General features: G+C 73.7%; 28 protein-coding genes and 1 pseudogene. 22 read left to right on the top strand and 7 right to left on the bottom strand.

Translation table 11 applies throughout. The annotated features are described in order from the left end of the window. The 7 genes from infB to F6X68_RS13925 form a co-directional block, all read left to right on the top strand. On the top strand, window positions 1-2,064 hold a 2,064-nt coding region (gene infB / locus F6X68_RS13955; RefSeq protein WP_151454679.1), incomplete at its 5' end, for a translation initiation factor IF-2. Window positions 2,065-2,151: 87 nt separating this feature from the next. Next, complete coding sequence (locus F6X68_RS13950) at window positions 2,152-2,445, top strand: DUF503 domain-containing protein (RefSeq protein ID WP_151454678.1); 294 nt, start codon at window positions 2,152-2,154, stop codon at window positions 2,443-2,445. 158 nt (window positions 2,446-2,603) lie between these two features. After that, window positions 2,604-3,098: a 30S ribosome-binding factor RbfA gene (gene rbfA, locus F6X68_RS13945; protein WP_151454677.1), complete on the top strand. Its 495-nt coding sequence runs from the start codon at window positions 2,604-2,606 to the stop codon at window positions 3,096-3,098. After that, complete coding sequence (locus F6X68_RS13940; RefSeq protein ID WP_151454676.1) at window positions 3,095-4,177, top strand: bifunctional oligoribonuclease/PAP phosphatase NrnA; 1,083 nt, start codon at window positions 3,095-3,097, stop codon at window positions 4,175-4,177. The genes rbfA and F6X68_RS13940 overlap by 4 nt, the downstream gene beginning before the upstream one ends. A gap of 87 nt (window positions 4,178-4,264) precedes the next feature. Next, a complete protein-coding gene (locus F6X68_RS13935; RefSeq protein WP_132232822.1) occupies window positions 4,265-4,672 on the top strand; it encodes a hypothetical protein in 408 nt (135 codons plus the stop codon). Further along, entirely contained in the window at window positions 4,672-4,881 is a 210-nt protein-coding gene (locus F6X68_RS13930; RefSeq protein ID WP_192581395.1) for a DUF6186 family protein, read from the top strand. Before F6X68_RS13935 ends, F6X68_RS13930 begins: the two co-directional genes overlap by 1 nt. A 598-nt stretch (window positions 4,882-5,479) precedes the next feature. Beyond that, on the top strand, window positions 5,480-5,710 hold the full coding sequence (locus tag F6X68_RS13925; RefSeq protein ID WP_151454674.1) for a hypothetical protein: 231 nt from the start codon (window positions 5,480-5,482) through the stop codon (window positions 5,708-5,710). Between the two features lie 383 nt (window positions 5,711-6,093). Here the strand turns inward: F6X68_RS13925 and F6X68_RS13920 are convergent, their stop codons facing one another. Beyond that, window positions 6,094-6,723, bottom strand: a complete 630-nt coding sequence (locus F6X68_RS13920; protein WP_151454673.1) for a TetR/AcrR family transcriptional regulator — start codon at window positions 6,721-6,723, stop codon at window positions 6,094-6,096. A gap of 61 nt (window positions 6,724-6,784) precedes the next feature. Here F6X68_RS13920 and F6X68_RS13915 point away from each other — a divergent pair, with 61 nt between their 5' ends. From F6X68_RS13915 to F6X68_RS13890, 6 genes are all read left to right on the top strand, one after another. Beyond that, window positions 6,785-7,087: a hypothetical protein gene (locus F6X68_RS13915; protein ID WP_151454672.1), complete on the top strand. Its 303-nt coding sequence runs from the start codon at window positions 6,785-6,787 to the stop codon at window positions 7,085-7,087. Next, window positions 7,084-8,067, top strand: coding sequence for an ATP-binding cassette domain-containing protein (locus tag F6X68_RS13910; protein WP_151454671.1), 984 nt, complete (start codon window positions 7,084-7,086; stop codon window positions 8,065-8,067). Before F6X68_RS13915 ends, F6X68_RS13910 begins: the two co-directional genes overlap by 4 nt. Next, the gene (locus tag F6X68_RS13905; protein WP_151454670.1) at window positions 8,064-8,891 is read left to right on the top strand and encodes an ABC transporter permease; all 828 of its coding nucleotides are present in this window, start codon (window positions 8,064-8,066) and stop codon (window positions 8,889-8,891) included. The genes F6X68_RS13910 and F6X68_RS13905 overlap by 4 nt, the downstream gene beginning before the upstream one ends. Window positions 8,892-8,964: 73 nt before the next feature. Beyond that, on the top strand, window positions 8,965-9,528 hold the full coding sequence (locus F6X68_RS13900) for an SAM-dependent methyltransferase (RefSeq protein WP_151454669.1): 564 nt from the start codon (window positions 8,965-8,967) through the stop codon (window positions 9,526-9,528). Between the two features lie 233 nt (window positions 9,529-9,761). Next, the gene (locus F6X68_RS13895) at window positions 9,762-10,712 is read left to right on the top strand and encodes a DMT family transporter (RefSeq protein WP_225852192.1); all 951 of its coding nucleotides are present in this window, start codon (window positions 9,762-9,764) and stop codon (window positions 10,710-10,712) included. 46 nt (window positions 10,713-10,758) lie between these two features. After that, window positions 10,759-12,084 (top strand): MATE family efflux transporter, encoded by a 1,326-nt coding sequence (locus F6X68_RS13890; protein WP_151454668.1) that lies wholly within the window; start codon window positions 10,759-10,761, stop codon window positions 12,082-12,084. A 3-nt stretch (window positions 12,085-12,087) separates the two neighbouring features. Here the strand turns inward: F6X68_RS13890 and F6X68_RS13885 are convergent, their stop codons facing one another. From F6X68_RS13885 to F6X68_RS13875, 3 genes are read right to left on the bottom strand one after another with little or no spacing between them, the layout of a single operon-like run. Beyond that, a complete protein-coding gene (locus tag F6X68_RS13885; protein ID WP_151454667.1) occupies window positions 12,088-13,170 on the bottom strand; it encodes a hypothetical protein in 1,083 nt (360 codons plus the stop codon). 10 nt (window positions 13,171-13,180) lie between these two features. Continuing rightward, the gene (locus F6X68_RS13880; RefSeq protein WP_151454666.1) at window positions 13,181-13,480 is read right to left on the bottom strand and encodes a hypothetical protein; all 300 of its coding nucleotides are present in this window, start codon (window positions 13,478-13,480) and stop codon (window positions 13,181-13,183) included. A 17-nt stretch (window positions 13,481-13,497) separates the two neighbouring features. After that, window positions 13,498-14,511 carry a hypothetical protein gene (locus F6X68_RS13875; RefSeq protein ID WP_151454665.1) on the bottom strand — a complete coding sequence of 338 codons (1,014 nt, stop codon included), beginning with the start codon at window positions 14,509-14,511 and terminating at the stop codon, window positions 13,498-13,500. Between the two features lie 234 nt (window positions 14,512-14,745). On the opposite strand from F6X68_RS13875, the gene truB reads away from it, so the two are divergent. The 7 genes from truB to F6X68_RS13840 all read left to right on the top strand — a co-directional run bounded on the left by truB (window position 14,746) and on the right by F6X68_RS13840 (window position 22,610). After that, entirely contained in the window at window positions 14,746-15,630 is an 885-nt protein-coding gene (truB, locus tag F6X68_RS13870) for a tRNA pseudouridine(55) synthase TruB (RefSeq protein WP_151454664.1), read from the top strand. A gap of 56 nt (window positions 15,631-15,686) precedes the next feature. Then, entirely contained in the window at window positions 15,687-16,616 is a 930-nt protein-coding gene (locus tag F6X68_RS13865; protein ID WP_132232840.1) for a bifunctional riboflavin kinase/FAD synthetase, read from the top strand. A gap of 181 nt (window positions 16,617-16,797) precedes the next feature. Beyond that, the gene (rpsO, locus tag F6X68_RS13860; RefSeq protein ID WP_121396038.1) at window positions 16,798-17,067 is read left to right on the top strand and encodes a 30S ribosomal protein S15; all 270 of its coding nucleotides are present in this window, start codon (window positions 16,798-16,800) and stop codon (window positions 17,065-17,067) included. A 226-nt stretch (window positions 17,068-17,293) separates the two neighbouring features. After that, a complete protein-coding gene (locus F6X68_RS13855) occupies window positions 17,294-19,681 on the top strand; it encodes a polyribonucleotide nucleotidyltransferase (RefSeq protein ID WP_151454663.1) in 2,388 nt (795 codons plus the stop codon). 49 nt (window positions 19,682-19,730) lie between these two features. After that, window positions 19,731-21,155 carry a pitrilysin family protein gene (locus F6X68_RS13850; protein ID WP_151454662.1) on the top strand — a complete coding sequence of 475 codons (1,425 nt, stop codon included), beginning with the start codon at window positions 19,731-19,733 and terminating at the stop codon, window positions 21,153-21,155. Window positions 21,156-21,294: 139 nt separating this feature from the next. Beyond that, window positions 21,295-22,068: a 4-hydroxy-tetrahydrodipicolinate reductase gene (gene dapB / locus F6X68_RS13845; RefSeq protein ID WP_151454661.1), complete on the top strand. Its 774-nt coding sequence runs from the start codon at window positions 21,295-21,297 to the stop codon at window positions 22,066-22,068. Window positions 22,069-22,115: 47 nt separating this feature from the next. Continuing rightward, window positions 22,116-22,610 carry a GNAT family N-acetyltransferase gene (locus F6X68_RS13840; protein WP_151454660.1) on the top strand — a complete coding sequence of 165 codons (495 nt, stop codon included), beginning with the start codon at window positions 22,116-22,118 and terminating at the stop codon, window positions 22,608-22,610. A gap of 5 nt (window positions 22,611-22,615) precedes the next feature. Here F6X68_RS13840 and F6X68_RS13835 read toward each other — a convergent pair whose 3' ends face one another. Both F6X68_RS13835 and F6X68_RS13830 read right to left on the bottom strand, forming a co-directional pair. After that, window positions 22,616-22,996: a VOC family protein gene (locus tag F6X68_RS13835; protein ID WP_151454659.1), complete on the bottom strand. Its 381-nt coding sequence runs from the start codon at window positions 22,994-22,996 to the stop codon at window positions 22,616-22,618. A gap of 229 nt (window positions 22,997-23,225) precedes the next feature. After that, window positions 23,226-23,798, bottom strand: a pseudogene (locus tag F6X68_RS13830) (N-acetyltransferase family protein); the annotation flags it as partial. A 35-nt stretch (window positions 23,799-23,833) separates the two neighbouring features. On the opposite strand from F6X68_RS13830, the gene F6X68_RS13825 reads away from it, so the two are divergent. Beyond that, window positions 23,834-25,141, top strand: coding sequence for a glycosyltransferase 87 family protein (locus F6X68_RS13825; protein ID WP_151454658.1), 1,308 nt, complete (start codon window positions 23,834-23,836; stop codon window positions 25,139-25,141). Here the strand turns inward: F6X68_RS13825 and F6X68_RS13820 are convergent. After that, window positions 25,040-25,591, bottom strand: a complete 552-nt coding sequence (locus F6X68_RS13820) for a GNAT family N-acetyltransferase (RefSeq protein WP_151454657.1) — start codon at window positions 25,589-25,591, stop codon at window positions 25,040-25,042. The two genes, F6X68_RS13825 and F6X68_RS13820, sit on opposite strands and share 102 nt — an antisense overlap. A gap of 77 nt (window positions 25,592-25,668) precedes the next feature. Between F6X68_RS13820 and F6X68_RS13815 the strand changes: the two genes are divergently transcribed. Beyond that, window positions 25,669-26,898, top strand: a complete 1,230-nt coding sequence (locus F6X68_RS13815; protein ID WP_151454656.1) for a winged helix-turn-helix domain-containing protein — start codon at window positions 25,669-25,671, stop codon at window positions 26,896-26,898. Window positions 26,899-26,990 lie beyond the last annotated feature (92 nt).

The raw sequence follows: 26,990 nt of genomic DNA, 5'->3' as shown, positions 1-26,990 counted from the left end.
GGTGGCGGCGGCGGTGGCGGTGGCTACCGTGGCGGTCCCGGTGGCGGCGGCGGTGCGCCGGGCGGCGGTTTCCGTCCGGGTGCTCCGGCCGGCGGCGGCGGTCGTCCGGGTGGTGGCGGTCGTGGCCGTGGCGGCGGCGCCGCGGGTGCCTTCGGGCGTCCGGGTGGCCGGCCGACGCGCGGTCGCAAGTCCAAGAAGCAGCGCAGACAGGAGTTCGACAACCTGTCGGCCCCGACCATGAGCTCGGGTGCCCCCCGGGGTCAGGGTCAGGTCGTCCGGCTCTCCCGTGGCGCCTCGCTGTCGGACTTCGCCGACAAGATCAACGCCAACCCGGGTTCGCTGGTCCAGGAGATGTTCAACCTGGGCGAGATGGTCACGGCGACCCAGTCGTGCTCCGACGACACCCTGCTCCTGCTGGGTGAGCACCTCGGCTTCAACGTGCAGATCGTCAGCCCGGAGGACGAGGACCGCGAGCTGCTCGCGCAGTTCAACATCGACCTCGACGCCGAGGTCGCGGAGGACCGCCTGGTCGACCGTGCGCCGGTCGTGACCGTCATGGGTCACGTCGACCACGGTAAGACCAAGCTGCTCGACGCGATCCGCAAGGCGAACGTCGTGGCCGGCGAGGCGGGTGGCATCACCCAGCACATCGGTGCCTACCAGGTCCACGTGCCGCACGAGGGCGAGGACCGCGCGGTGACCTTCATCGACACCCCGGGTCACGAGGCGTTCACCGCCATGCGTGCCCGTGGTGCCCAGGTCACCGACATCGTGGTGCTCGTCGTCGCGGCCGACGACGGTGTCATGCCGCAGACGATCGAGGCGTTGAACCACGCCAAGGCGGCCGACGTGCCGATCGTGGTGGCGGTCAACAAGGTCGACAAGCCGGAGGCGAACCCGGACAAGGTCCGCCAGCAGCTGACCGAGTACGGCCTCGTCGCCGAGGAGTACGGCGGCGACACCATGTTCGTCAACGTGGCGGCGAAGCCGGGCATCGGCATCGACGAGCTGCTCGAGGCGGTCCTGCTGACCGCCGACGCGTCGCTGGAGCTGACCGCTCCGATCGACGGGCCGGCGCAGGGTGTGGCCATCGAGGCGCACCTGGACAAGGGCCGCGGTGCGGTGGCGACGGTGCTGGTGCAGAAGGGCACCCTGCGGGCGGGCGACTCCATCGTCGCCGGTGGGGCGCACGGCCGGGTCCGGGCGATGCTCGACGAGAACGGCAACCAGGTCGCCGAGGCAGGTCCGGCCCGTCCGGTCCTGGTGCTCGGTCTGACCGCGGTGCCCGGTGCCGGCGACACGTTCCTGGCGGCCGAGGACGACCGCACGGTGCGCCAGATCGCCGAGCAGCGGCAGGCACGGCGGCGGGCGGCGTCGTTCGCCAACTCCCGCGGCCGGGCCACTCTCGAGACGCTCATGGAGCAGCTCAAGGAGGGCGAGAAGACCTCGCTCAACCTGGTGCTCAAGGGCGACGTCTCCGGTTCCGTGGAGGCCCTCGAGGACGCGCTGTTCAACCTCGACATCCCGGAGGAGGTCCAGCTCAGGATCATCCACCGGGGCGTGGGCGCGATCACCGAGAGCGACGTCATGCTCGCGAGCGCGTCGTCCGAACCGGTCACGATCATCGGTTTCAACGTGCGGGCCGCCAACAAGGTCCGCGAGATCGCCGACCGCGAGGCTGTGGAGATCCGGTACTACACCGTGATCTACCAGGCCATCGAGGAGATCGAGGCCGCGCTCAAGGGCCTGCTCAAGCCGGAGTACGAGGAGGTCGAGCTGGGCACCGCGGAGATCCGCGACGTCTTCCGCTCGTCCAAGATCGGCAACATCTCCGGTTGCATCGTCCGGTCGGGCATCATCCGGCGCAACGCCAAGGCACGCCTGCTGCGGGACGGGTCGGTGGTGGCGGACAACCTCACCGTCAGCTCGCTCAAGCGGTTCAAGGACGACGCCACGGAGGTGCGCGAGGGCTTCGAGTGTGGTCTGACCCTGGGTGGTTACAACAACGTCCAGGTCGGCGACGTCATCGAGACCTTCGAGATGCGGGAGAAGGTTCGCGCCTGATCCGCTGAACCACTGATCGAGGGGTTTGCGCCGAAAGGCGTAAACCCCTTGATCATGTGGGGGGTCGTGCGGGTATCGTCCGGGGCGATGTTCACCGGAACCGCGGTCTTCGACCTGCTGCTGCCGGGCGACTCCCGGTCGCTCAAGGCCAAGAGATCATATGTACGGCCGATCGTGGCGGCGCTGCGCCGTTTCGAGGTGTCGGCCGCCGAAGTCGGAGCGCTCGACCTGCACGGTCGGGCCGAGATCGCCGTGGCCGTGGTGGCCGCCGAGGCGTCGCACGTCCGCGAGGTGCTGGACTCCTGCGAGCGCCTGGTGGCCGGCCGGCCGGAGACCGAGTTGCTCTCGGTGCGCCGGCGGCTGCACAGCGAAGAGGACTGACCCGGCGGCACCTGTCCGCCGGGTGGCCGGGACGGTGCCGGCGGCGCGCGGTGCGGGTGGCCGCGCGGGTAGTGTTTCGAGTTGTTGGGCCGTCGGCTCCGGGGCGCTCCGCGTCGCCGGGCGGCGGCCGGGAGCGGTACGCCGTGGAGGTGGCGAAGATGTCGGATCCGGCCAAGGTACGCCGGCACGCGGAGCGGGTGCGTGAACTGGTGGCGTCGGTGGTGCGCAGCCAGATCAAGGATCCCCGGCTCGGCATGATCACCATCACCGACGCCCGGATCACCGCCGACCTGCGCGACGCGACCGTCTTCTACACGGTGCTCGGCGACGCGGCGGCCCAGGCGGGCACGGCGGCGGCGCTGGAGAGCGCCAAGGGCATGCTGCGCAGCACCGTCGGCAAAGCGCTCGGGCTGCGGCACTCGCCGACGCTGACCTTCGTCCTGGACGACGTGCAGGATCAGGTCAAGCACATCGACGACCTGCTCGCCCAGGCCCGCAACGCCGACGCCGAGGTGCAGCGCATCGCCGCCCGGGCCGAGTACGCGGGCGAGCCCCAGCCGTACCGGCTGGACGAGGACGAGGACGCCGACGAGGCGCGCGACGCCGACGAGGACGCCGAGGAGACCCCGCCCCGGGGCGGGGACCCGCGGTGACCGAGCCCTCCGGCGGCACGACCGGTGGCGCCCTCGCCGAGGCGCCGCCACCGGTCGACTCCGGCCCGACCGAGGCGGACTGGGCCGCCGGCGTCGCGGCCGTACGGGATCTGCCGCCGGACGGGCGGGTGCTGCTGATCTGCCACGTCAACCCGGACGGGGACGCGCTGGGCAGCATGCTCGGCTTCGGGCTCGGGCTGCGTCGGCTGGGTGTGCGGCGGATGCAGGCGACCTTCCCCGGCCCGCCGGAGGTGCCGGAGCCGTTCCGGGGGCTGCCCGGGCTCGACCTGCTGGTACCGGCGACGGAGGCGTACCCGGACCCGGACCTGGTGATCTGCTTCGACGCGGCCAGCGAGTCGCGCCTCGGCGACCTGGTCGACCGGCTGGAGACCGCCGGCGCCGCGCTGGTGCTCGACCACCACGCGTCGAACACCCGCTTCGGCCGGATCAACCTGGTGGACCCGCACGCGGCGGCCACCTCGGTGGTCGCCGAGGGGCTGCTCGCCCGGCTCGGCGTCCCGCTGGACGCCGGGATCGCGGAGTGTCTCTACGTCGCCCTGAGCACCGACACCGGCTCGTTCCGGTTCGAGGCGACCACCCCGGCGGTGCACCAGCTGGCGGCCCGCCTGCTGGCGACCGGCATCCGGCCCGGTGACATCTCCCGCCGGGTCTTCGACACCCGGCCGTTCGGCGCCGTCCGCCTCTTCGGCGAGGTGCTCGGCCGGGCCCGTCTGGAACCCGCCGGGGCCGCCGGGCACGGTCTGGTGTGGACGTACGCGACCCAGGACGACCTGGGCCGTCACGACCAGCGCCCGTACGTGCTGGAGGCGCTGATCGACTCGGTCCGGTGCACCGCCGAGGCCGACGTGAGCTGCGTGGTCAAGCAGACGCCGACCGGCGACTGGGCGGTGTCGATGCGCAGCAAGGGTGCGGTCGACGTCAGCCGGGTGGCGGTCGCGCTGGGCGGCGGTGGGCACCGCTTCGCCGCCGGCTTCACCGGTTCGGGGACGGTCGACGAGGTCGTCGACCGGATCCGCGCGGAGCTCGACGGCGCGCTGACCGGCCCCGGCCGGCTCTGATCGGAAGGGCCCGGCACTCCGAAGATCAGGGAGAGCTCGGGGAGTGTCCGTCTTCCCGGTTGCGGCGAGTACGGGGAGAATCGCGGGATGGAACAGCCCCACGACCTCACCGTCGAGGCGCCCCGCGCCTGGGACCGTCCCGCCGTCACCGTGCCGGTTCTCGTCTGCCTCTCGCTGGTCGGCGGCCGGTTCCCGTCCTTCTCGACCGAGGCCAATCTCTGGACCCTCGGCACCGGCGGGGTGCTGATCTGGTTGGGCCTGAGCAACCGGGTGCCCCGGCGGCCCGCGCCACGCCGGCTGGGCACCCCGGCGGCCTGGTGGGCCCTGCCGGTGGTGGTCTTCGGGGTCTTCGAGGGCACCACGTTCGTGCTCGCGGCGGGGGACGACTTTCCCACCTTCTCGCGGCTGGCCGATCCGCTGCTGGAGGACCAGCTGGTCCGCTCGGCGGTCTGGCTGGGCTGGCTGTCGGCGTTCTGGGGGCTGGTGCGGCGATGATGCGGATGCTGGCCATCGGGGGCTTCCTGGTTTCCCTGGTGCTCTTCGCCGCCGTCGAGTGGGCGGCCCGCCGCGAGGGCTCGCGGATCCCCACGATCGGCGAGGTCTGCGCCTACGTGATGCGCTACGAGGTGGGCCCGGTGCCGGTCGGCCGGATCGGCCTGTTCGGCTTCTGGTGGTGGCTGGGCTGGCACTTCCTGGCCCGCTGACCGCGCCACCGCATCCCGTCGGGGACCCGTGACGCGCGCCGGCTCCGGACGAACGTGAGTCCAAATCGCGGGAACACCGGGCAGCATGTGGAACTGAACGATAGCTTGGGAATCGGCCGGCGTCGTGTGGCGGCGCTGGCCGTGGGCGGTGTCGCCGCACCCGGTGGCGCCTCCCTCCAGGGTCGGACCGACCCGGGCTCTCGCTGCCCACAGCCGCTCCGGTGACCCCGGACCGCTGCCGGGCGCGCAGCACGACCGCCCGTGAGGGCTGCCGCCGGTCGGCGGCCCACGCCCTGGAAGGGGACCACCATGCCGAGCAAGCCCAAGCCGCAGACCACCGACGAGGCCCGCGAGCAGATGCGCCGCGCGCTGCAGACCTCCATGGACACCCGTCAGTGACCGACGCCGACCGGCGGTGACGCCGCCGGCGTCCCGCGCCGACAGCGTCACCGCCCATCCGGCTCCGGTCGCGGCCGTCCGCCGCCCCCGGCCCGCGAGCGGCTTCCCGCCCGGCCCAACGGTAGGTCGGACAACTGCGCCGGTGCGCCCGCCGCCCGTCGGCCCCGGAATCGCGCAGCTCGGCCGTCACGGTCCCCGCGTGCGCCGGATCCCCGTCGTCGGCAGCGCGGGCGCCGGTAGGAGCACCCTGTCCCGCGAGGTCGCCCGCCGGCTCGGCCTTCCACTGATCCACCAGGACCGGCAGTGCCGGCAGCCCGGCTCGCTTCCACAGATTCACCAGAACCGGCAGTACCGGCAACCCGGCTGGGTGGCCCAGGGCGACGCCCGCTGGCGGGCCACGGTCGCCGAACCCGCCGACCGGCCGGCGTAGGTGCTGGACGGCGACCACGAGGCACGCCCGGACTCCGACTGCCCCGTGCCGACCCGCTCGTCTTTCGCGACCTCGGCCGGCTGCTCTGCCTCGGCCGGCTGCTCTGCCGCCGCCGGGCGCACCGCGCCACGGGCCGTCCCGACCGCCCGCAGGCTGGCCGGAGACGACCGACGTCGAGTTCCTCCGGTACGTGTGGCGCTGTCCCCGCCGGTCCCGTCCGCAGCTGCTCACCGCGATCGCCACACACTCGCCGGCGCTCCCGGCTCCGCACCCGCGCCGAGGCGCGCCCGCTGGCTCGACCCCCTACCCCCGGCCTGAGCGTCCGCGTCTCCGGCTTGGTCGTCCAGTCTCCCGGCCCGAGTGTCCGCGTCTCCGGCCCGGCGTCAGTCGCAGAGCTGTGCGCGCAGCGTGTCGTGGGCCCACTGCTGCCAGCGTTCCGGCGTCCATCCCCGGTCGCGGACGAAGAGGAGATACAGCTCGGGACTCAGCAGCCCGAAGAGCACGTCGGCGGCGTCCTCGACGGAGAGCCGCGCCCGGGCTCCGGGTTTGGCCAGGAGGCTGCGCGCCGCGGCGGTCTGGACCTCGAGGCGCGGATCGCTGTCCTGCTGCCACAGGCCGGCCAGGCTCGGGTCCTGCCCGCCGGCGGCACGCAGGACGTCCATGATCGGCGCGACCCGCTGGAGCACCTCGCAGGTGCCGCGCACGTGCGCCCGTAGCTGCGCCTCTGCGGTGTCGGCCGCGACGGCGTCGAGGAACCAGGCTCGCTGCAACGTGGGAACCGGTTCGTCGTCGCCGGCGATGGTGACGTCGACCAGTTCCTTGAGCAGCGAGGGCTTGTTGCCGAAGGCGAAGTAGATGGTCTGCACGGAGACGCCGGCGCGCTCGGCGACGCCCTGCAGGGTCGTCGCCCCGTAACCCTGGTCGACGAACAGTTCGTACGCGGCCTGGAGGATCCGTCGCCGGGTCTGCCGCGACCGCTCGCCCTTCTTGCCGGCGCTCTTGACCAGTTGCATGGCCTTACTGTAACACTAGAGTCGCACTCTAAAAACCAGCTCTAGAGGAAGGCTCAAGGGTATGACTCTCATCCGGACGACCAGGTTCACGGCCGAGCCGGCCGACGCCGACACCGTGCTGGCGCGGCGCGCGAAGCTCCTCGAGGCGATCCGGGCGGCGTACGACGGCCCGACCGAGACCCGACTGGTCCGCGTCGACGAGCGGACCTGGGTGGACATGTGGCGGTGGGACTCGCCCGAGACCCTGCGGGCGGCGCTCGCGGGCGCCCCGGGCCTGCCGGAGGCCGCCGCGGCGTTCGCCGTCGCCCGCGACGTCACCGCCGAGCAGGGCGACCTGGTCGACGAGGACGTCTGGGCCCGATGACGTCCTCCAGCCACCTGGCCGTCGAAGCCTCGGGCCTGGTGAAGACCTTCGGCGCGACGCGGGCCGTCGACGGCATCGACCTGAGCATCCCCGCCGGCTCGGTGTACGGGTTCCTCGGTCCCAACGGCGCCGGCAAGACGACCACCATCCGCATGCTGGCCACGCTGCTGCGCCCCGACGCGGGCACCGCATCGGTGTTCGGCCACGACGTGGTCCGCGACGCCGTCGCGGTACGCGACCGGATCGGCCTGACCGGCCAGTACGCCTCGCTCGACGAGGGCCTCACCGCCCGCGAGAACCTCGTCCTGCTCGGCCGGCTGCACGGCCACCGCCCGGGGGACGCCGCGAGCCGGGCCGAGGAACTGCTGGCCGCGTTCGCCCTGGCCGGGGCGGCCGACCGGCTGGTCAGGACGTACTCCGGCGGCATGCGGCGCTGGCTGGACATCGCCGCCGGCCTCGTCGTGACGCCCGACCTGCTGTTCCTGGACGAACCCACCACCGGGCTCGACCCGCGCAGCCGCAGCGACGTGTGGGGCGTCGTGCGGGCGCTCGTCGCCGAGGGCACCACGGTCCTGCTGACCACCCAGTACCTCGACGAGGCGGACCAGTTGGCCGACCGCATCGCCGTCATCGACCACGGCGCCGTCGTCGCCGAGGGCGCCAGCAGCGAACTCAAGGCGTCGGTCGGCGGCGGGACGCTGCACGTGCGGCTGGCCGACCCGGACGACCGGGTCACCGCCGACCGGCTGCTGACCGAGGCGCTCGGCGGGCCCGTGACGCCGGCCCCCGATCTCGCGGCCCTGACCGTCCAGGTGCCGACGGACACCGGTGCGGCGCTACGCGCGCTGACCGAGCTGGCACGGGCCCGGATCACGGTGACCGAGTTCGGTCTCGGGCAGCCGAGCCTGGACGAGGTGTTCCTGGCGCTGACGGGCCACCCGAGCACCGTGGACGCGGCCGCGAGGGGGAAGACCGGATGACCGCGCCCGTCGCCGTCGCCGCCGCCCGGCCGTCGCCCGGGGCGCTCGCCAGGCGTCCACGTCCTGCCCGGGCGGGCACGCTGAGCACCTGCCTGACGTTCGGCCGACGGGCCCTGCTGAAGATCAGGCGTACCCCTGTCCAACTCTTCGACGTCGCCGTCCATCCGGTGGTGTTCACCGTGATGTTCACGTACCTGTTCGGCGGCGCGGTCGGCGGCTCGACCGGCAGGTACGTCGGCTACCTGGTCCCGGGGATCCTCGTCATGACGCTCCTGGTGACCACCGCCACCACCGGTGCCGCTCTGAGCGTCGACGTCGCCAGCGGCGTCTACGACCGGTTCCGCACGCTCTCGATCCGGCCCGTCGCCCCGCTCGTCGGGGCCCTCCTCGGCGACGTGGTGCGCTACCTGCTCGCCTCGGCGGTGGTCGTGGGGCTCGGCCTCGCGCTCGGTTTCCGCCCGGGCGGCGGCGTCGTCGGTGTGGCCGCCGCCGTGCTGCTCGTCGTGGCCTTCAGCGTGAGCCTGTCCTGGGTGTGGACGGCGCTGGCGTTGCTCATGCGCTCGCCGGGTGCCGTGCTCGGGGTGACCCAGGCCGTGCTGTATCCGCTCTCCTTCTTCAGCAACGTCTTCATCACCCCGGCGACCCTGCCCGGGCCGCTGCGCGCCTTCGTCGACGTCAACCCGGTCACCCACCTGGTGACCGCCGCCCGGGAACTCATGGCCGGGGCCCTGCCCGGCCGGCAGATCGGCTGGATCCTCGTCGCCTGCGTCGCCCTGACGGCGGTCTTCGCGCCACTGTCGGTACGCCTGCTCCGCACCAGATGATCCGCGCGGGCGAGAACGCCGCACGGTCTGCGGCGTTCTCTCCCGCGCGCCAACCCGAACCGGAAGGCCGTCGATGACCGACCCGAAGAAGACCGACGAGTGTCTCGCGACCGGGGCGACGATCCCCGTGACCCCGATCGGGCGGGTTCACAACGGGCGGGTGGACCCGGGCGAGTCGGACCACTGGGGCGACGTGGTGAGCACCATCGTGGTCGAGCCGCGCTTCGGGGAGGCATGTCTCACCGGGCTCGCCGACTTCTCCCACGTGGAGGTGGTCTTCTTCTTCGACCGCCTCGCCGAACGGGAGGACTACCGGCCGCTGTCGCGGCCTCGCGGCCGGGTCGACCTGCCCGAGGTCGGGGTGTTCGCCGACCGCGGTCCGCGACGGCCCAACCGGATCGGCTGCACCGTCTGCGAAGTCGTCTCGGCAGGCGGCCGAAAGCTGCGGGTACGGGGACTGGACGCGGTCGACGGCACGCCGGTCCTCGACGTCAAGCCGGTGATGCGGCAGTTCCTCCCGGAAGGTGTCCGGCAACCGGAGTGGGTCGACCGCCTGATGGCGGAGTACTTCGGCGGCCAGCCCGAGCCGCCGACGGGCACCGAAACCCCGGGGCACGCCGGGACGGTGCTGCGCTAGGGTGCGGGCATGAGGCCGTTCCAGGGCGTTCTGCCCCCGCCGCGCTCCTGACCGGAGCGCCCCACCACCGGTCGCGTCCCCGCGTGCGGCGACTGCGGCCGGTCCTCCGCACGGCGGCCCGCCTGACCGGGGCCGCAGAACCCAGGTGGTAACGCCTGCCTCTTCTTCGTCGTGCGTGCGCTCCGACAGACGTCGTCCCCTGTCAGCGTCTCGATCCGCCCTGGAGCGCACCTGTGTCCCGAACGTCTCTGTCTGGCCCCTCCGCGTCCCCGTCCATTCCGCACCCGCGCCGCGGCCCGGCCGGCGTACGCCGAGGGCTGCTGTACGTCACCGGCGCCGCCGTGCTCTGGGGCACCACCGGCGTCGCCGTGCAGCTCGTCCGCGAGTCCACCACGCTCACCCCGACGGCCATCGGGTTCCACCGTCTCGCCATCGGCGCGCTGGTGCTGGTCGCCCTGCTCGCGCGCCGCCTCGGGCCGGTGCTCGCGGCGCTGCGGTCGGAACCGGTCGCCCTCGTCGGCGTCGGGATCGGGCTCGGGGGCTACCAGGCGTTGTACTTCCTCGCCGTCGCGTCGGGCGGCGTCGGGGTGGCCACCGTGGTCAGCCTGGGGCTCGCCCCGGTCCTCATCTTCGGCTGGGAGTCGCTGCGCGCGCGGCGGCTGCCCGGGCGGACGATGCTGGGTGCCCTGGTGGCGGGCGTCCTCGGCCTCGTGCTGATCACGGTGTCGGTCGGGGAGCCGGGCACGACCGCGCCGCGGCCGCTGCTCGGGCTGCTCGCGGCGTTCGGCTCGGGGGTGGGCTACGCCGCCAGCACGGTGCTGAGCCGGCACGCCGCACAGCGCGTCGCGCCGATGACGCTCACCACCGTGTCGGCGGCGGTCGGCGCGTTGGCGCTGGCCCCGATCGCGCTGGCCGAGGGGATCGGCGTCCCGGCCCGGCTCGCGCCGATCGGCCTGCTGCTCCACCTCGGGGTGGTCACCACGGCGGTGGCGTACGCCCTGTTCTACGCCGGGTTGCGCAGCATCACCGGCAGCGCCGCCGCGCTGGCCACCCTGGCGGAGCCGCTCACCGCCGTGCTGCTCGCGGGCTGGATCGTGGGTGAGTCGCTGCCCGTGCCGGTGCTCGTCGGGGGAGTGCTCCTGCTCGGTGCGGTGACCGTCGTCCACCTCTCTCCTGGTAAGTAACCATGCCGCTTGCGATCCTTACCTGGCCGTGCCAGGATCGGCGGCGATGAGCCAATCCGTCGCCTTTGAAACCCGCGCCGTCGCGCCCCGCCGGATCGCCGCGCTGGCCTTGCCGGCGTTGGTGGTGCTGGCCGCCGAACCGATCTACGTGCTCGTGGACACGGCGGTGGTGGGGCACCTCGGCCGGGTGCCGCTGGCCGCCCTCGCCGTCGGCGGCACGGTGCTGACGCTCATCGCCTGGCTCGGCACGGTGGTCGCGTACGGCACCACGGGGCGGTCGGCCCGACGGTTCGGGGCGGGCGACCGGGCGTCCGCCGTCGCCGAGGGCGTGCAGGCGTCCTGGTTGGCCCTCGGGGTGGGGATGCTGGTCGCGCTCGGCATGCAGATCGGCGGCGGGGCGTTGGCGCGTACCCTCGCCGGAGGCCCCGGCGAGGTGGCCGACGCCGCCGCGCAGTGGCTGCGGGTCGCGGCGCTCGGCGCGCCCGGGCTCCTGCTCGCCGCCGCCGGCAACGGCTGGCTGCGCGGCGTGCAGGACATGCGCCGCCCGCTGATGTTCGTGCTCGGCCCGAACGTGCTCTCCGCCGTGCTCTGCCCGGTGCTGGTCTACCCGGCCGGGCTCGGACTGGTCGGCTCCGCCGTGGCCAACGTGATCGCGCAGAGCATCGGCGGGGTGCTCTTCGCCGGGGCGCTGGTCGCCGAACGGGTCTCGCTGCGCCCCCGCCCGAGGCTGATCGGGCAGCAGTTGGCGCTCAGCCGGGACCTGCTGATCCGGGGCGTCGCGTTCCAGGCCAGCTTCCTCTCCGCCACCGCCGTCGCCGCCCGCTTCGGGGCCGCCGCCGTCGGCGCGCACCAGATCGCCCTGCAACTGTGGTTCTTCACCGCCCTGGTGCTCGACGCGCTCGCCATCGCCGCCCAGTCCCTGATCGGCGCCGCCCTCGGGGCCGGCGAGGACGCCGCGGCCCGGCACCTGGCCCGCCGGATCGCGCTGCTCGGCGGCGCCTGCGGCGTGGCGTTCGCCGTGCTCGTCGCCGCCGGCGCCGGCGTGGTCCCCGGCTGGTTCAGCTCCGATCCGCAGGTACGCGAGCAGGCCATGCTCGCCTGGCCGTGGTTCGTGGCGATGCTGCCGCTGGCCGGTGTCGTGTTCGCCCTCGACGGCGTGCTGATCGGCGCGGGCGACGTCCGCTACCTGCGCAACCTCACCCTCCTGGCCGCGCTCGGCGGCTTCCTGCCCGCCATCTGGCTGGCGTACGGGCTCGACCTCGGCCTCGGCGGCATCTGGGCGGGCCTCACGCTCTTCGTGGTGCTCCGGCTGGTGGCCCTGCTGCTGCGGCTGCGCTCCGGGGCCTGGGCCGTGGTCGGCGCGGTGCGCTGAGCCTCAGCACCTCGAGGTGGACGCCATCGGGGCGGCCAGGTCGAAGAAGTCGCCCGGATCACCGCCCGGCACGCGAGGGCCGTGCAGGTCCGGCAGCCACTGCATCACGTTCACCCAGCCGTCGCGCAGCCAGGCGCAGTCGGCGTTCCAGGTGACGGCTTTCGCGGACGCCAACCAGAGCCCTCGGGACGACGCCGGAACGTCATTCGGGTGCGGCACCTGCCAGACCACCCGGTCCCGGACCGCCACCAGGCCGGCGCCGGCCGGCGCCCGGCGCATCACGTCGAACGGGTACGCCCAGACGAACTCGGTGGTCACCTCCAGCAGGCGGACTCCGGCCACCGTCCTGGCGCGGTGGCTGATCCGTCCCTGCGCGCGGATGTCGTACTCCCAGTCCGCCTGGGATCCGATCCTCGTGGCGACGTGCAGGAAACGCGAGTTGTCGAAGTGCGGCCGCATCTCCGCGCGGGAGTCTGGCGCCAGCAGGCCGAGGAAGGGTTCGGTGTCGCCGACCAGCATCGCGGTCTCCAGCCGGCTCTCGATGAGCGCCTTCCGTACCGAGTCGAGCGCGGCGCGTACCTGGACCTTGTCGAACGGACCCTGGGCGGTGGCCGCAGGCAGGACGATCGCCTTCTCCCGGAGGGCGAAGGACGCCGCCGGGGTGCCGGCGAAGAGATCGCGTGGGGTGCCGACGGCGCTGATCGGCTCGGGCGTCGCGCTCGCGCTCGGTGCGACGGTCGCCGTGCGACGCCAGTCGGCCACCTGAACGACCATCCACCCGGCCGCGACGATCATCAGCAGCGCCAGTGCGAACGCGAAACCGACCGTCAGCGGGCCGTTGTGCCGGGCCTGGAAGAAGCGCACCCGGTCCAGCCCGGTCGGCTGGTGTTCCGGCCCCGGCGACCGCATCCAGTCGGGCAGCCGCACCGGCTCGGCCTCGGCGAACAGGACCTCTCGCCGCCCCTCGGCCGCACTGGCGGGAGGCTGCTGGTCGGCGGCCGGCGGCCCGTCGGCGGCGGAGGGGCGTTCGGCCGGCGGCGCCTGATCGGCGGTCCCGGGAGTGCCGGCGTGCGGGTCGGTGTGCATCGGGTCCGCCTCAGAGCGTGTCGCGCAGGGTCAGGTAGAGCCAGTAGAAGAGCCCGGCGACCAGGGCGAACGTCGCCGTCGCGGTGACGAGGAACACGACCACCGAGATCATCGGGCGGGACTCGGTCAGCCTGTCGCGGTCCCGCCACCGCCACAGCGACCGCCGGGCCGCACGCAGCACGGGCAGCCGCTCGACGAGGTCGGTGACGCGACGGCCGAGGGTCCGTCGCGGTGGTGTGGGGTTACGCATCCAGTCCGGAAGGTCGACCCGGGCGTGGTGGTCGTGCGCGCGTCGTGTGTCGGGCGTCATGAGTGCTCCGGTCCGGGTCAGCAGGTGTCTGCGACGTCCAGCGAACGATCGGGGTCGAACACCGCGTCCGGGTCCTCCGTGTCGACCGGAAGGCCGTAGCTCGGGGCGCCGAGATCCAGCAGACCCTTGTCGAACTTCGCGCAGTCCATGTTCGAGGCGTACGAGTCCGCCTCCCAGAGCCAGAGCCCGACGCCCGCCTTCGCGACGTCGTCGGGATGCGGCACGTGCCAGACGACGGTGTCGTGGACGACCACCACACCGGCGCCCGGAGTGGGGTCGAGGGTGCGGAACGCGTACGCCCAGACGAAGTTGGTGGTGATCTCCAGCACCCGGATGCCGTCGCTGTCCCGGGTCGCCCGGTAGGTGACCCGTCCCTTGACCCGGGGCTGGTCGGCGGTCAGCCGGGCACCCGGGGCCAGCCGGGTCGCGTACGTGGCGAAGGAGTCGTCACGGAAGTCGGCTCGCATGCTCGAGCGGGTCGCGGGAGCGAACATCCGCACGAACCGGTCCAGCTCCCCGCCGGCCAGGAACTTCCGGTCCAGCCGGGCGAGCAGCATCGCCGCGCGGACGTCCGCGAGGGCCGCCGCCACCTCGGTGGCGCTGAACGCACCTGTCCGCCGGGCGGGCGGCAGCGTGATCCCGGCCGCCCCCTTGGCGAAGGCCGCCGCCGGGGTGCCCGCGAAGTTGTCGGCGGGCGATGCGGGCGTCGCGGGCGTCGTGTCGCTCGTCGCGGAGACGCCCGGCGGCGGGCTGGTCGTCGGGTAGCCGCGCGGCGTCTCCCCGGCCCGTCGCCACAGGTCGAACCACCCCACGCCGAGCAGGAGTACGAGGACCAGTCCGCCCCCGACCACGGCGGTGACCGCCCGGGTGTGCTCCTCCCAGAACAGGCGGAGCCGTTCCAGGGCGCCGACCGGATGCTCCTCGGCCGGCTGGCGCAGCCACTCCGGAACCTGCCCCGGCTCGTGGCCGGACGCCGGGGGAGCCGGCCGGCTCGGCGGGGACGGCTCGTCCACCGGTGGGGGACTGGTCATCGGCATGTCCTTGGTGAACGGTCCGTCGAGGGCGCATGATCTTCGCACCCGGGCCGCCCGGAACGTGATCCCGTACGCCCCCGCCGCCGTGATCCCGCCCGAGTGGCTGACGGCACATCGGCCGACCATCGGAGGCGGCCTCCGCCGCCGCGCGGAGCGGCGAGCGGCTCCGGTGCCGCTGCGGACGTACGGCGGCGGCGGGGCGTCCGGCCCGGTCTGGCAGGCTTGGGTGTCGTGAGCACAGACGGTCTGATCGTGGTCGACAAGCCCGGCGGCATGACGTCGCACGACGTGGTGGCGCGCATCCGCCGGTTGGCGCGCACCCGCCGGGTGGGGCACGGCGGCACCCTCGACCCGATGGCCACCGGCGTCCTGGTGATCGGGGTCGGCCGGGCCACCCGCCTGCTCACCTACGTGATCGGCGCGCACAAGAGCTACACGGCCACCGTCCGGCTCGGCCAGGCCACCGTCACCGACGACGCCGAGGGCGACGTGATCGCCACCACCCCGGCCGGCCAGGTCACCGACGAGGCGGTCCGGGCGGCCCTGGCCGCGCAGACCGGGGAGATCGACCAGGTGCCGAGCGCGGTCAGCGCCATCAAGGTCGACGGGCAGCGGGCGTACAAGCGGGTGCGCGAGGGGGAGAGCGTCGAGCTGCCCGCCCGCCGGGTCACCGTGTCCCGGCTGGAGCTGCTGGCGGTACGCCGCGACGCGTCCGACGTCGTCGACGTGGACATCGACGTGACCTGCTCCTCCGGCACGTACATCCGGGCGATCGCCCGGGACGCGGGCCTGGCGCTCGGGGTGGGCGGGCACCTGACGGCGCTGCGCCGTACCGCCATCGGGAACTTCGCCCTCGCGGAGGCCGCCACCCTCGACCAGCTGGAGCAGCGCGCCCCCGAGGTGGTGAACCTGCCGCTGGCGGCGGCGGCCGACCGGTTCTTCCCGCGCCGCGACGCCGGCGCCGACGAGGCGAAGGTGCTCTCCCACGGCGGTCCGCTCGACCCGGTGGGAATCGCCGGCCCCTACGCGGTCTTCGGCCCCGACGGCGGGCTGATCGCTATCGTCAGCGAGCGGGACGGCCGGGCCCGCGCGGAGATCGTGCTCGCCCCCGCCTGACGGGAGCGAGGGACGGCGGCCGGTGCGGGCCGCCGCGGAGGCAGGGGAGGAGCGGCATGCAGCGGTGGCGGGGGTACGACGCGGCGCCCGGCGGCTGGGGGCGGTCGGTCGTCACCATCGGCGTCTTCGACGGTGTGCACAAGGGACACCAGGCGACCATCGGGCACGCCGTGTCCCGGGCCCGCGAGCTGGGCGTGCAGTCGGTGGTGGTCACCTTCGACCCGCACCCGGCCGAGGTGGTGCGCCCCGGTTCGCACCCGGCGGTGCTCACCGAGACCGCCCGCAAGGCCGAGCTGATCGAGGCGCTCGGCGTGGACGTCCTCTGCGTGGTGCCGTTCACCCCGGAGTTCTCCCGGCTGCCCGCCGAGGCGTTCGTGCACGACATCCTGGTCGAGCACCTGCACGCCGCGCTGGTCGTGGTGGGCGACAACTTCCGCTTCGGGCACAAGGCCGCCGGCGACGTGGCGCTGCTGGAGCGGCTCGGGCGCACGTTCGGCTTCGCCGTGGAGGGCGCCCCGCTGGTCGCCGAGGCGGGCACGGTCTACTCCTCCACGTACATCCGCTCCTGCGTCGACGCGGGGGACGTGACGGCGGCGGCCGCCGCGCTCGGCCGCCCGCACCGGGTGGAGGGCGTGGTGGTGCGCGGTGACCAGCGCGGCCGCGAGCTGGGCTTCCCCACCGCCAACCTGCTCTGCCACCGGTACGCGGCGGTGCCCGCCGACGGCGTCTACGCCGCCCGGCTGGTGCGCCGGGGCCACGCCGAGCCCCTGGCGGCGGCGGTGTCGGTGGGCACCAACCCGACCTTCTCCGGCCGGGAGCGGCGGGTGGAGGCGTACGTGCTCGACTTCACCGGCGACCTCTACGGCGAGCGGCTGGCGCTGGACTTCGTGGCGCACCTGCGCGGGCAGATCCGCTACGACGCGATCGAGCCGTTGATCGCCCAGATGAACCAGGACGTCGAGCGGACCCGGCGCGTGCTCGGCTGACCGCGTCGCGGCCCTTGACAGGCCGCCGCCCGGCAGGGCTGGTAGTCTGGCGGGGACGTCGGCTGACCGACGTGGGGCCTCGCGTGCCTGCACGACGCCGCGGGTGCGAGGTACCGGTCCGTTTCCGGTCCACTGACCGATCCGACGGACATCATCGAACAACCCACGAAACAGGGAGAACATGGCGCTCGACCAGGAAGCCAAGGCCAAGATCCGCGCGGAGTACGCGACCGCCGACGGCGACACCGGTTCGCCGGAGGTGCAGGTCGCGGTCCTCACCAAGCGGATCGCCGAGCTGACGGAGCACCTGAAGGTGCACAAGCACGACCACCACAGCCGCCGTGGGCTGCTGCTGCTGGTCGGCCGCCGCCGTCGGCTGCTCAACTACGTCCAGAAGAAGGACATCAACCGCTACCGGTCGCTCATCGAGCGGCTCGGTCTGCGCCGGTGACGTGACGGGGGAGTGGCCCGACCGGGCCGCTCCCCCGCTTCGCCGCCACACGAAAACCGGGCCGCGCGACCACCTGAAAAGGGAGCCGGTCAGCGTACCGGTCTCCGGTAGTGGCCCCCGGACACCCCGGCCTCGCGCCGGCCATCCGGGCGCTTCGATCGAAGACCGGCCGTCTGAGCAGCTCCCCGCGTCGTGGGCCCCCGATGCGAAGGAGCACGACAGCACCATGACCGAGACCAACCTCGGCACCGAATCCCGCACCGCCGTGATCGACAACGGGTCCTTCGGCACCCGTGAGATCACCTTCTCCACCGGCCGGCTGGCCCGTCAGGCCGCCGGCTCCGTCGTCGCCCAGCTCGGCGAGACGGTCGTCCTCTCCGCCACCACCGCCGGCAAGCAGCCGAAGGAGCAGTTCGACTTCTTCCCGCTGACCGTCGACGTCGAGGAGCGGATGTACGCCGCGGGCCGCATCCCCGGCTCGTTCTTCCGCCGCGAGGGCCGCCCCAGCGAGGACGCGATCCTCACCTGCCGGCTGATCGACCGGCCGCTGCGCCCGTCGTTCGTCAAGGGCCTGCGCAACGAGGTCCAGGTCGTCGAGACCATCCTCGCGCTCGACCCGCAGCACCCCTACGACGTCGTGGCGATCAACGCCGCCTCGATGTCGACCAAGCTCTCCGGCCTGCCGTTCTCCGGCCCGATCGGGGCGACCCGGGTCGCGCACATCGACGGCCAGTGGGTCGCCTTCCCGACCCTGGAGGAGCTGGCCCGGGCCACCTTCGACATGGTCGTGGCCGGCCGCTCGCTGCCGGACGGCGACGTCGCGATCATGATGGTCGAGGCCGAGGCGACGCCGCACGCCGTGACCCTGATCGCGGGCGGCGCGACCGCGCCGACCGAGGAGATCGTGGCCAGCGGCCTGGAAGCCGCGAAGCCGGCGATCCGTGAGCTGTGCCGCGCGCAGAGCGAGCTGGCCGAGGTGGCCGCCAAGCCCGTCGCCGAGTTCCCCGTGTTCCTGGACTACCAGGACGACGTCTACGAGGCGGTGGCCGACCTGGCCCGCGCCGAGGTCGCCGAGGCCCTCCAGATCGCCGGCAAGGCCGACCGCGAGGAGGCCCTCGACCGCATCAAGGCCAAGGTCGCCGAGGAGCTCGGCGGGCGCTTCGAGGGCCGCGAGAAGGAGCTCAGCGCCGCCTTCCGGTCGCTCACCAAGTCCGAGGTGCGCAACCGGGTGCTGCGCGAGCAGGTCCGCATCGACGGCCGCGGCCCGCGCGACATCCGCCCGCTGACCGCCGAGGTCGGCGTGCTGCCCCGGGTGCACGGCTCGGCGCTGTTCGAGCGTGGCGAGACCCAGATCCTGGGCGTCACCACGCTGAACATGCTGCGCATGGAGCAGATGGTGGACACCCTGTCCCCGGAGAACCGCAAGCGCTACATGCACAACTACAACTTCCCGCCGTACTCGACCGGTGAGACCGGCCGGGTCGGCTCGCCGAAGCGGCGCGAGATCGGCCACGGCGCGCTCGCCGAGCGGGCGCTGATCCCCGTGCTGCCGTCGCGCGAGGAGTTCCCGTACGCCATCCGGCAGGTCTCCGAGGCGCTCGGCTCCAACGGCTCCACCTCGATGGGCTCGGTCTGCGCCTCGACGCTGGGCCTGCTCTCCGCCGGTGTGCCGCTGAAGGCGCCGGTGGCCGGCATCGCCATGGGGCTCATCTCCGACGAGGTGGACGGCAAGACCGAGTACGTGACGCTGACCGACATCCTCGGCGCCGAGGACGCGTTCGGCGACATGGACTTCAAGGTCGCCGGCACGCCGGAGTTCGTCACCGCGCTCCAGCTCGACACCAAGCTCAACGGCATCCCGTCGGACGTGCTGGCCGCCGCGCTGCAGCAGGCGTACGAGGCCCGGCAGACCATCCTCGGCGTGATGCAGGCGGCGATCGAGGCCCCGGCCGAGATGTCGGAGTACGCCCCGCGGGTCACCACCGTCAAGATCCCGGTCGACAAGATCGGCATGGTGATCGGCCCGAAGGGGCAGACCATCAACGCGATCCAGGACGAGACCGGCGCCGAGATCTCCATCGAGGACGACGGCACGATCTACGTCGGCGCCACCAACGGCCCGTCGGCCCAGGCGGCGGTGGACCGGATCAACGGCATCGCCAACCCGACGCTGCCGAAGGCCGGGGAGCGCTTCCTCGGCACGGTGGTCAAGACCGCCGCGTTCGGCGCGTTCATCTCGCTGCTGCCGGGCCGCGACGGCCTGCTGCACATCTCCAAGGTGGGCGACGGCAAGCGGGTCGAGAAGGTCGAGGACTTCCTCAACGTCGGCGACCGGGTCGAGGTCGAGATCGCGGACATCGACGCCCGCGGCAAGATCTACCTGGACAAGGTCCGCCCGGAGGGCGCCGAGGCGCCGGCCGCCGGCGAGGCTGCTGGCGGCGAGCGTCCGGCCGGCCGGGACCGGGACGACCGGGCTCCGCGCGACCGGGGCGACCGTGAGCGCGGCGGCGACCGGGGCGGTCGTGGCCCGGGCGGCGGCGGCGAGCGCGGCGAGGGCGGCGGCGAGGGTGGCGAGGGCGGCGAGCGTCCGCGCCGCCGCACCCGGCGCAGCTGACGCACCGCACCATCGCATCACCCACCCCTCGTCGATCTGGGAGCAACACGTGAGTCGGGCCGTCAGCGCGCCGTTTCCGCCGGATCGACGGGGGGTGGCGTCCGCGCCGGGCCCCGCAGGGGCCGCGCACCGGGGCACCGGGACGGCCCGCTCCGGCGGCGCCTCCCGGGCGGTGACCCGCACCATCAGCGACGACCCGCTGGGCGGCACGGTACGCCGTACCGTGCTGCCCAGCGGGCTGCGCGTGCTCACCGAGGCGATCCCGGCGATGCGCAGCGTCTCGTTCGGCGTCTGGGTCGCGGTCGGCTCGCGCGACGAGACGGGCCCGCAGGCCGGCGCGGCGCACTTCCTGGAGCACCTGCTCTTCAAGGGCACCAACAAGCGCAGCGCGCTGGAGATCTCCGCGGAGATCGAGGCGGTGGGCGGCGAGACCAACGCCTTCACCACCAAGGAATACACCTGCTACTACGCCCGCGTGCTGGACGAGGACCTGCCGCTGGCCATCGACGTCATGTGCGACGCGGTCGCCGACTCGCTGCTCGAGCCGGCCGACGTGGAGACCGAGCGGGGCGTGATCCTCGAAGAGATCGCCATGCACGACGACGAGCCCGGCGACGAGGTGCACGACCTCTTCGCCCGTGCCGCCTACGGCGACCACCCGCTGGGTCGGCTGATCTCCGGCACCGAGGAGACCGTCACGCCGATGACCCGGCGGCAGATCCAGGGCTTCTACCGCCGCCACTACACCCCGCCGCGGATCGTCGTCGCCGCCGCCGGCAACCTCGACCACGCCACGGTGGTCAAGCTGGTCCGCCAGGCGCTGCGCGGCACCCCGCTGGACACCGACCCGGCGACGCCCGCGCCGCACCGGTCGGCCACCCCGGCCGTACGCACGAAGCCCGCCACCACGCTGGTGGAGCCGAAGGAGACCGAGCAGGCGCACGTCATCCTCGGCTGCCCCGGCATCGACCGGCTCGACGAGCGGCGCTTCGCGCTCGGCGTGCTCAACAACATCCTCGGCGGCGGCATGTCGAGCCGGCTGTTCCAGGAGATCCGCGAGCGGCGCGGCCTCGCCTACTCGGTCTACTCCTACGCCAGCCAGTACGCCGACAGCGGCCTCTTCGCCGTCTACGCCGGCTGCGCCCCGGGCAAGGTCGACGAGGTGCTGGAGCTGACCCGGACCGAACTGGCCCGGGTGGCCGCCGACGGCCTGACCGAGGCCGAGGTGGCCCGCGGCAAGGGGATGAGCAAGGGCTCGTTCGTGCTGGGGCTGGAGGACACGGGCTCGCGGATGAGCCGGCTGGCCAAGGGTGAGCTGCTCTACGGCCACCTGATGCCGGTCGACGAGCTGCTCGCCCGGGTCGACGCGGTCACCGTGGCGGACGTCAACACCCTGGCCGCCGAGCTGCTGAGCCGGCCGATGTCGCTGGCCGTGGTCGGCCCGTTCGGCGCGAACGACTTCGCCGCCGGCTGACCCGTCCCGCACTCCTGCCCGGTGCCCGGCCGCCCGGATGCGCACGTCCCGGCGGCTGACGGTCGGCCCGGAGGGCTGCGTCCCGGCCGCTGACGGTCCGCCCGGATGCGCGCGTCCCGATTGGGATAGGTTGTGCCCCGTGACTGACGAGCAGGAGAAGAGCCCGGACGAGCTGATCCGGGTCGGCGTGCTGGGCGCCCGGGGCCGGATGGGCGTCGAGGTGTGCCGGGCCGTGGACGCCGCCGCCGACATGGAGCTGGTGGCCATGGTCGACGAGGGCGACGGCCTGTTCGCCGCGTCCGACGCCGGGGCCGAGGTGGTCGTCGACTTCACCACCCCCGACGTCGTCATGGACCACCTGCACTGGTGCATCGACCAGGGCATCAACGCGGTGGTCGGCACCACCGGCTTCACCGAGCAGCGGCTGGAGCGGGTGCGTGGCTGGCTGGCCCACAAGCCCGGGGTGGGTGTGGTGATCGCCCCCAACTTCGGCATCGGCGCGGTGCTGATGATGCAGTTCGCCGCCCGCGCCGCCCGGCACTTCGAGTCGGTCGAGATCGTCGAGCAGCACCATCCCCGCAAGCTGGACGCCCCCAGCGGCACCGCCACGCACACCGCGCGGCTGGTCGCGGCCGCCCGCGCCGAGGCCGGGCTCGGACCGGTGCCGGACGCCACCAAGGACGAGGTCGCGGGCGCCCGGGGCGCCGACATCGACGGGGTACGCGTGCACGCCGTGCGCGCCACCGGCCTCGTCGCCCACCAGGAGGTGCTCTTCGGCACCGTGGGGGAGACGTTGACCATCCGGCACGACTCGTACGACCGGGTCTCGTTCATGCCCGGCGTGCTGCTGGCCGTCCGCGCGGTCCGCACCCGGCCCGGGCTGACCGTCGGCCTGGACGCCCTGCTCGACTGACGGGCAAACTCTTTGCGGCGCATCCGGACGATCCCTAGGATGCCCGGATGATCAATTCTGGACTCTCCGACCGGGCCGGGCGTCAGGTGACCCTGCGCCCGGTGGACGACGACAACTGGCGGGCGGTGGCCGACGTCGCCCCGCGCGACGACCAGCGCGGGTGGGTGGCGGCGCTGGCCGCCCGCTACCTGCTGCTGACCATGCGCTCCGACGTGTGGACCTCACTGGCGGTGTACGCGGACGAGACCGTCGTCGGGCACGTCATGTGGGGCGTCGACGACGACGGGTCCCGGTGGATCGGTGGCATGGTGGTCGACGCTGCCGAACAGGAGCGGGGCGTCGGGCGGGCGGCCGTGCGCACCCTGGCCGCGTGGCTGGGCGCCCAGGACGGCGGTCACCCCGTCCGGCTCTCCTACCACCCCGACAACACCCAGGCCGCCCGCCTCTACACGAGCCTCGGCTTCGTGCCCACCGGGGCGATGGAGGACGAGGAACTGGTCGTCGAGCTCGTTGCGCCCGCCCAGGGCTCGCCCGGAGCCTGACCTGGTCAGCCTTCCTGGATCACCGACAGGATGTTGCCGGCCGGGTCGGTGAACCACGCGATCGTCGGCCCGTTGCCGCGCATGACGCCCTTGTCGTCCTGGGGCATCCCGGGGTAGTGCGCGAACCGCACCCCGCGCGCGGTCAGCTCGTCGACGGCCCGGTCGACGTCGTCGACGGGGAAGTTGAGCACCGTGTGGGCCGCGGGGGTGTGGTCCGCCTTCGGGTAGACCATCACGTCCCGGCCCCCGGCGAGGTGCAACGTCAGCAGGCCGCCCATGGCGTCGTCGCGCGACACCCGCAGGCCGAGCGTGTCGGCGTAGAACCGTTCGGCCCGGCCGGGGTCGTCCACCGAGAAACTGCTCCACGCCATCGTGTCCGCGAACATGTCGATGCCTCCCTCTCGTGGACGCCGCCACCGCGACCATGGGGTCACGGTAGGCGACACCCCCGACAGTGTCCGGCGGATCGCCGGCACCGGCGGGCCGGAAAGCGCGGCCCGGTGCGATCCGGGTCGTGACCGTCGGGCCAGGTCAGTCCCCGGGCGTCGCCGGTGTCGGTGACGACGCACCCGGCGTCAGATCCGGGAGCGTCGCCTCGGTGGGCGTCGCGTCCGCCGGATCCGCGTCCCCCGGCACCGCCACGTGCAGCCGCACCTGCGGGACGAGCATGTCCTCCACGTCCAGCGCGCGGGCCGCGCCGTCGGGCTCCCAGCCGGTGCTGGTGAGGAACTTCCGGGTCGCCGCGTCGCCGTCGAAGGCCCAGGCCAGCGCGCGGGTGAACCCGTCGGCACGCCACAGGTCGACGGTCGCGGCGAGCAGCCGGCTGCCGTGCCCCCGCCGGCCCCAGCGCGGCTCCACCAGCAGGTCCGTCACCGCGGCGACGTCCGGCCCGAGGACCTCCGCCGGCTCACCCGGGGCGAGCGCCTCGGCGTCGGCCGGACCGGAGGCGGCGAACCCCACCAGATAGGATTGCTCGGCCTGTTCGACGGCGACCAGCACCCGATGGGCGCCGGAGGGCGGCTCCTGCACGGCCGCGCTCCACCGCCTGGCGAGCCACGCCTCGTCCAGGTTGTCGAGCACGTGCCGGGGCAGGATCCGGCGATAGGCGACCCGCCAGGTCGCGAGTTGGATGCGTGCGATCTCGCCGGCGTCTTCCGGACGCGCCGGGCGGACGTACCCGAGAGCCATGGGACCGAAGCCTACGCAGGGCGAGGGAGGCGATGGTGGCGCAGGGTCCCCCACGGACCGTCCGGCAGGTCGTCGGCGTCGTCACGCTCGCCGTCGCGGTGACCGCCTTCCTGTCCGTCGCGGCCGTCCGGCACGGCTTCTTCGACCTCAAGGTCTACTACGGCGCGCTGACCTGGTGGGTGCACGACGGCGGGGAGATCTACGACTTCCTCAAGCCCGGCACCCAGTACGGCTTCACGTACCCGCCCTTCGCCGCCCTGGTCATGCTGCCGATGGCGTACCTGCCGTGGTGGGCGGCGATCGCGGTGAGCGTGGCCGCCAGCGTGGTGGTCACCGCCGTGCTGTTCTGGTGGCTGATCGACCCGGTCTCCCGCCGCTCCGGCTGGACCCGCTGGTTCGCCCTCGCCGTGGCGCTCTGCCTGGCCGCCGCGTACGAGCCGATGCGCGAGACAATCAACTTCGGCCAGGTCAACATGCTGCTGCTCTTCCTGGTCGCGATCGACCTGCTCCGGCTGCTGCCGGCCGGCAACCGCTGGGCGGGCGTGGGCATCGGCCTGGCCACCGCGATCAAGCTGACCCCGGGCATCTTCATCGTCTACCTGCTGGTCACCCGCCGCTGGCGCGCCGCGGTCACCTCGATGGCCACCGCGGCCAGTGTGACGCTGCTGGCCGCCGCGCTCTTTCCCGACGCCTCGCGGGAGTTCTGGACGGAGGCGCTGTGGAACACCGGCCGGGTGGGTGAGCTGGCGTTCGTCTCCAACCAGTCGCTGCGCGGCGTGGTCGCCCGGCTCAACCCGGAACATCCGAGCACCCTGGCCTGGCTGGCGCTGGTGCTCGCCACGCTGGCGCTGTGGGCCTGGCGCTCCCGTGCCGCCGTGGCCGCCGGCGACGAGGCGACCGGCCTGGCGCTGACGGGCGCGGTGATGTGCCTGGTCAGCCCGGTCACCTGGGTGCACCACCTGGTCTGGCTGCTGCCCGCGCTGATCCTGCTGGTCGACAACGGGATGGCCGCGCCCGCCGGCAGCCGCCGGCGCCGCGTCCTGCTGGGCGCCGCGATCGTCGGGTACGGCTTCCTGATCAGCCGGATCGTCTGGGCCTGGGAGAAGGACTTCACCGGGCTCGACGGCTTCCTCGGCAGCAACACCTACGTCTGGATCAGTCTGGCGCTGCTGGCGTTCCTGCCGGTCCGGCGGGTGGGCGACACCGACCCGGTCGACCGGCCCCGGGAGAGGCCCGCCGGGTCAGCCGTCGAGGCGGCCGGCGTACCGCAGCTCGACCAGCCCGACCGGCGGGCGCCCGCCGGCCAGCGGCACCGGGTAGGTCGACCGCTCACCGTCCGGTGACAACCCGGCCCGCTCGTAGAACCGGCGGGCCCGGTGGTTGGCCTCCAGGACCCAGAGCCGGTAGTCCGACCAGCCCCGGGCGACCAGCCCGTCGCGCGCCGCGGCCAGCAGCGCCCGCGCCGTGCCGTCGCCCCAGCGGGTCGGCTCGACGTACATCGCCACGACCTCGCCGTGCGCGGCGTCGAGGTCGCCACGGTCCTGGTTGTTGCGGTACGGGCCGAACGTGGTGAACCCGGCCAGCCTCTCGTCGACCTCGGCGAGCAGGGTGGTGAACGGGTGTTCCGGGTCGGCGGTGCCGAGGTCCCGGCGGCGCTGCGCCCAGGCCGTGACGTTGAGCCGCCGGAGCACCTCCTCGGGCATGATCCCGGCGTAGCCGGCCTGCCAGCCGTGGATGTGCACCCGGGCGACCGCCTCGGCGTCGTCGGGCTCCTCGCGGCGGATCGTGAGCATGCGTCCGTTCTATGCCCCGGCGGGTGACGGGTCCAGCGTCCGCACCGGTGTCGTACCTGTGGATTAGGGTCCCGACGATGGCCGCACCGGAATCGCTCTCGCTCGCCCAGGCACGTCGGGTGGCGCTCGCCGCCCAGGGCTTCGCCGACCCCGCGCCCACGGGCGTGCCCACCCGCCGGCACCTGCGTCGGGTGCTCGACCGGGTCGGGCTGATCCAGATGGACTCGGTGAACGTGCTGCAACGGGCGCACTACCTGCCGCTCTACAGCCGGCTCGGGCCCTACCCGACCGCGTTGCTCGACGACGCCGCCTACCGCCGCCCGCGGGAGCTGTTCGAATACTGGGGCCACGAGGCGTCGCTGGTGCCCGTCGGGCTGCATCCGGCGCTGCGCTGGCGGATGGCCCGGGCCCGCTCGGAGTCCTGGGGCGGGATGCGGCGGATCGCCCAGGAGCAGCCCGACCTGGTCGCCTGGGTCCGCGACGAGGTGGCCGCCCGGGGGCCGCTCACGGCCGCCGAGATCGAGCACGACGCGCCCCGGGAGACCGGCAACTGGGGGTGGAACTGGTCGGCGGTCAAGCGGGCGCTGGAGTTCCTGTTCTGGGCGGGGGAGGTGACGGCCGCCGACCGCACCACGTCGTTCGCGCGCCGCTACGACCTGCCGGAGCGGGTGCTGCCGGCCGCCGTGCTCGACGCGCCGACGCCGACCGACGCGGAGGCCCACCGCGCGCTGGTGGGCATCGCCGCGCGGTCGCTCGGGGTGGCCGCGGAGCCGGAGCTGCGCGACTACTTCCGGCTGCCGGTGGCGGGGGCCCGGCAGGCCATCGCCGAACTGGTCGAGGCGGGCGAGTTGCTGCCGGTCGCCGTGCAGGGCTGGCGGCGGCCCGCCTGGCTGCACGCCGGGGCGCGGCTGCCCCGCTGGGTGCGCGGCAACACCCTGGTCAGCCCGTTCGACCCGGTGGTCTGGGAGCGGGCCCGCACCGAGCGGCTCTTCGACTTCAGCTACCGCATCGAGATCTACGTGCCGGCGCCGCAGCGGGTGCACGGCTACTACGTGCTGCCGTTCCTGCAGGGGGAGCGGTTCACCGCCCGGGTCGACCTGAAGGCCGACCGGAAGGCCCGTGTGCTGCTGGTGCCGGCCGCCTGGGGCGAGCCGGGCGTCGACCGGGGCGAGACCGCGCTGGCGCTGGCCGCCGAGCTGCACCGCCTCGCCGGCTGGCTGGGCCTGGACGCGGTGGCTCCGCCCGCCGCCGGCGACCTGGCCGCCCCGCTGGCCGCGGCGCTGGCGGGCGTGGCCGGTGTACGGTGAGCGACGTGACGAGCGTTGACGGACCGGCCTCCCCGCCGCATCCGCAGACGGGTGGGCTCGACGCCCCGCCCCAGGCGGGCCCGGCCGCACCG

This window comes from Micromonospora sp. AMSO12t (assembly GCF_008806585.1).
GTDB lineage: Bacteria > Actinomycetota > Actinomycetes > Mycobacteriales > Micromonosporaceae > Micromonospora > Micromonospora reichwaldensis.
This window is presented reverse-complemented; position numbering and strand designations above follow the sequence as displayed.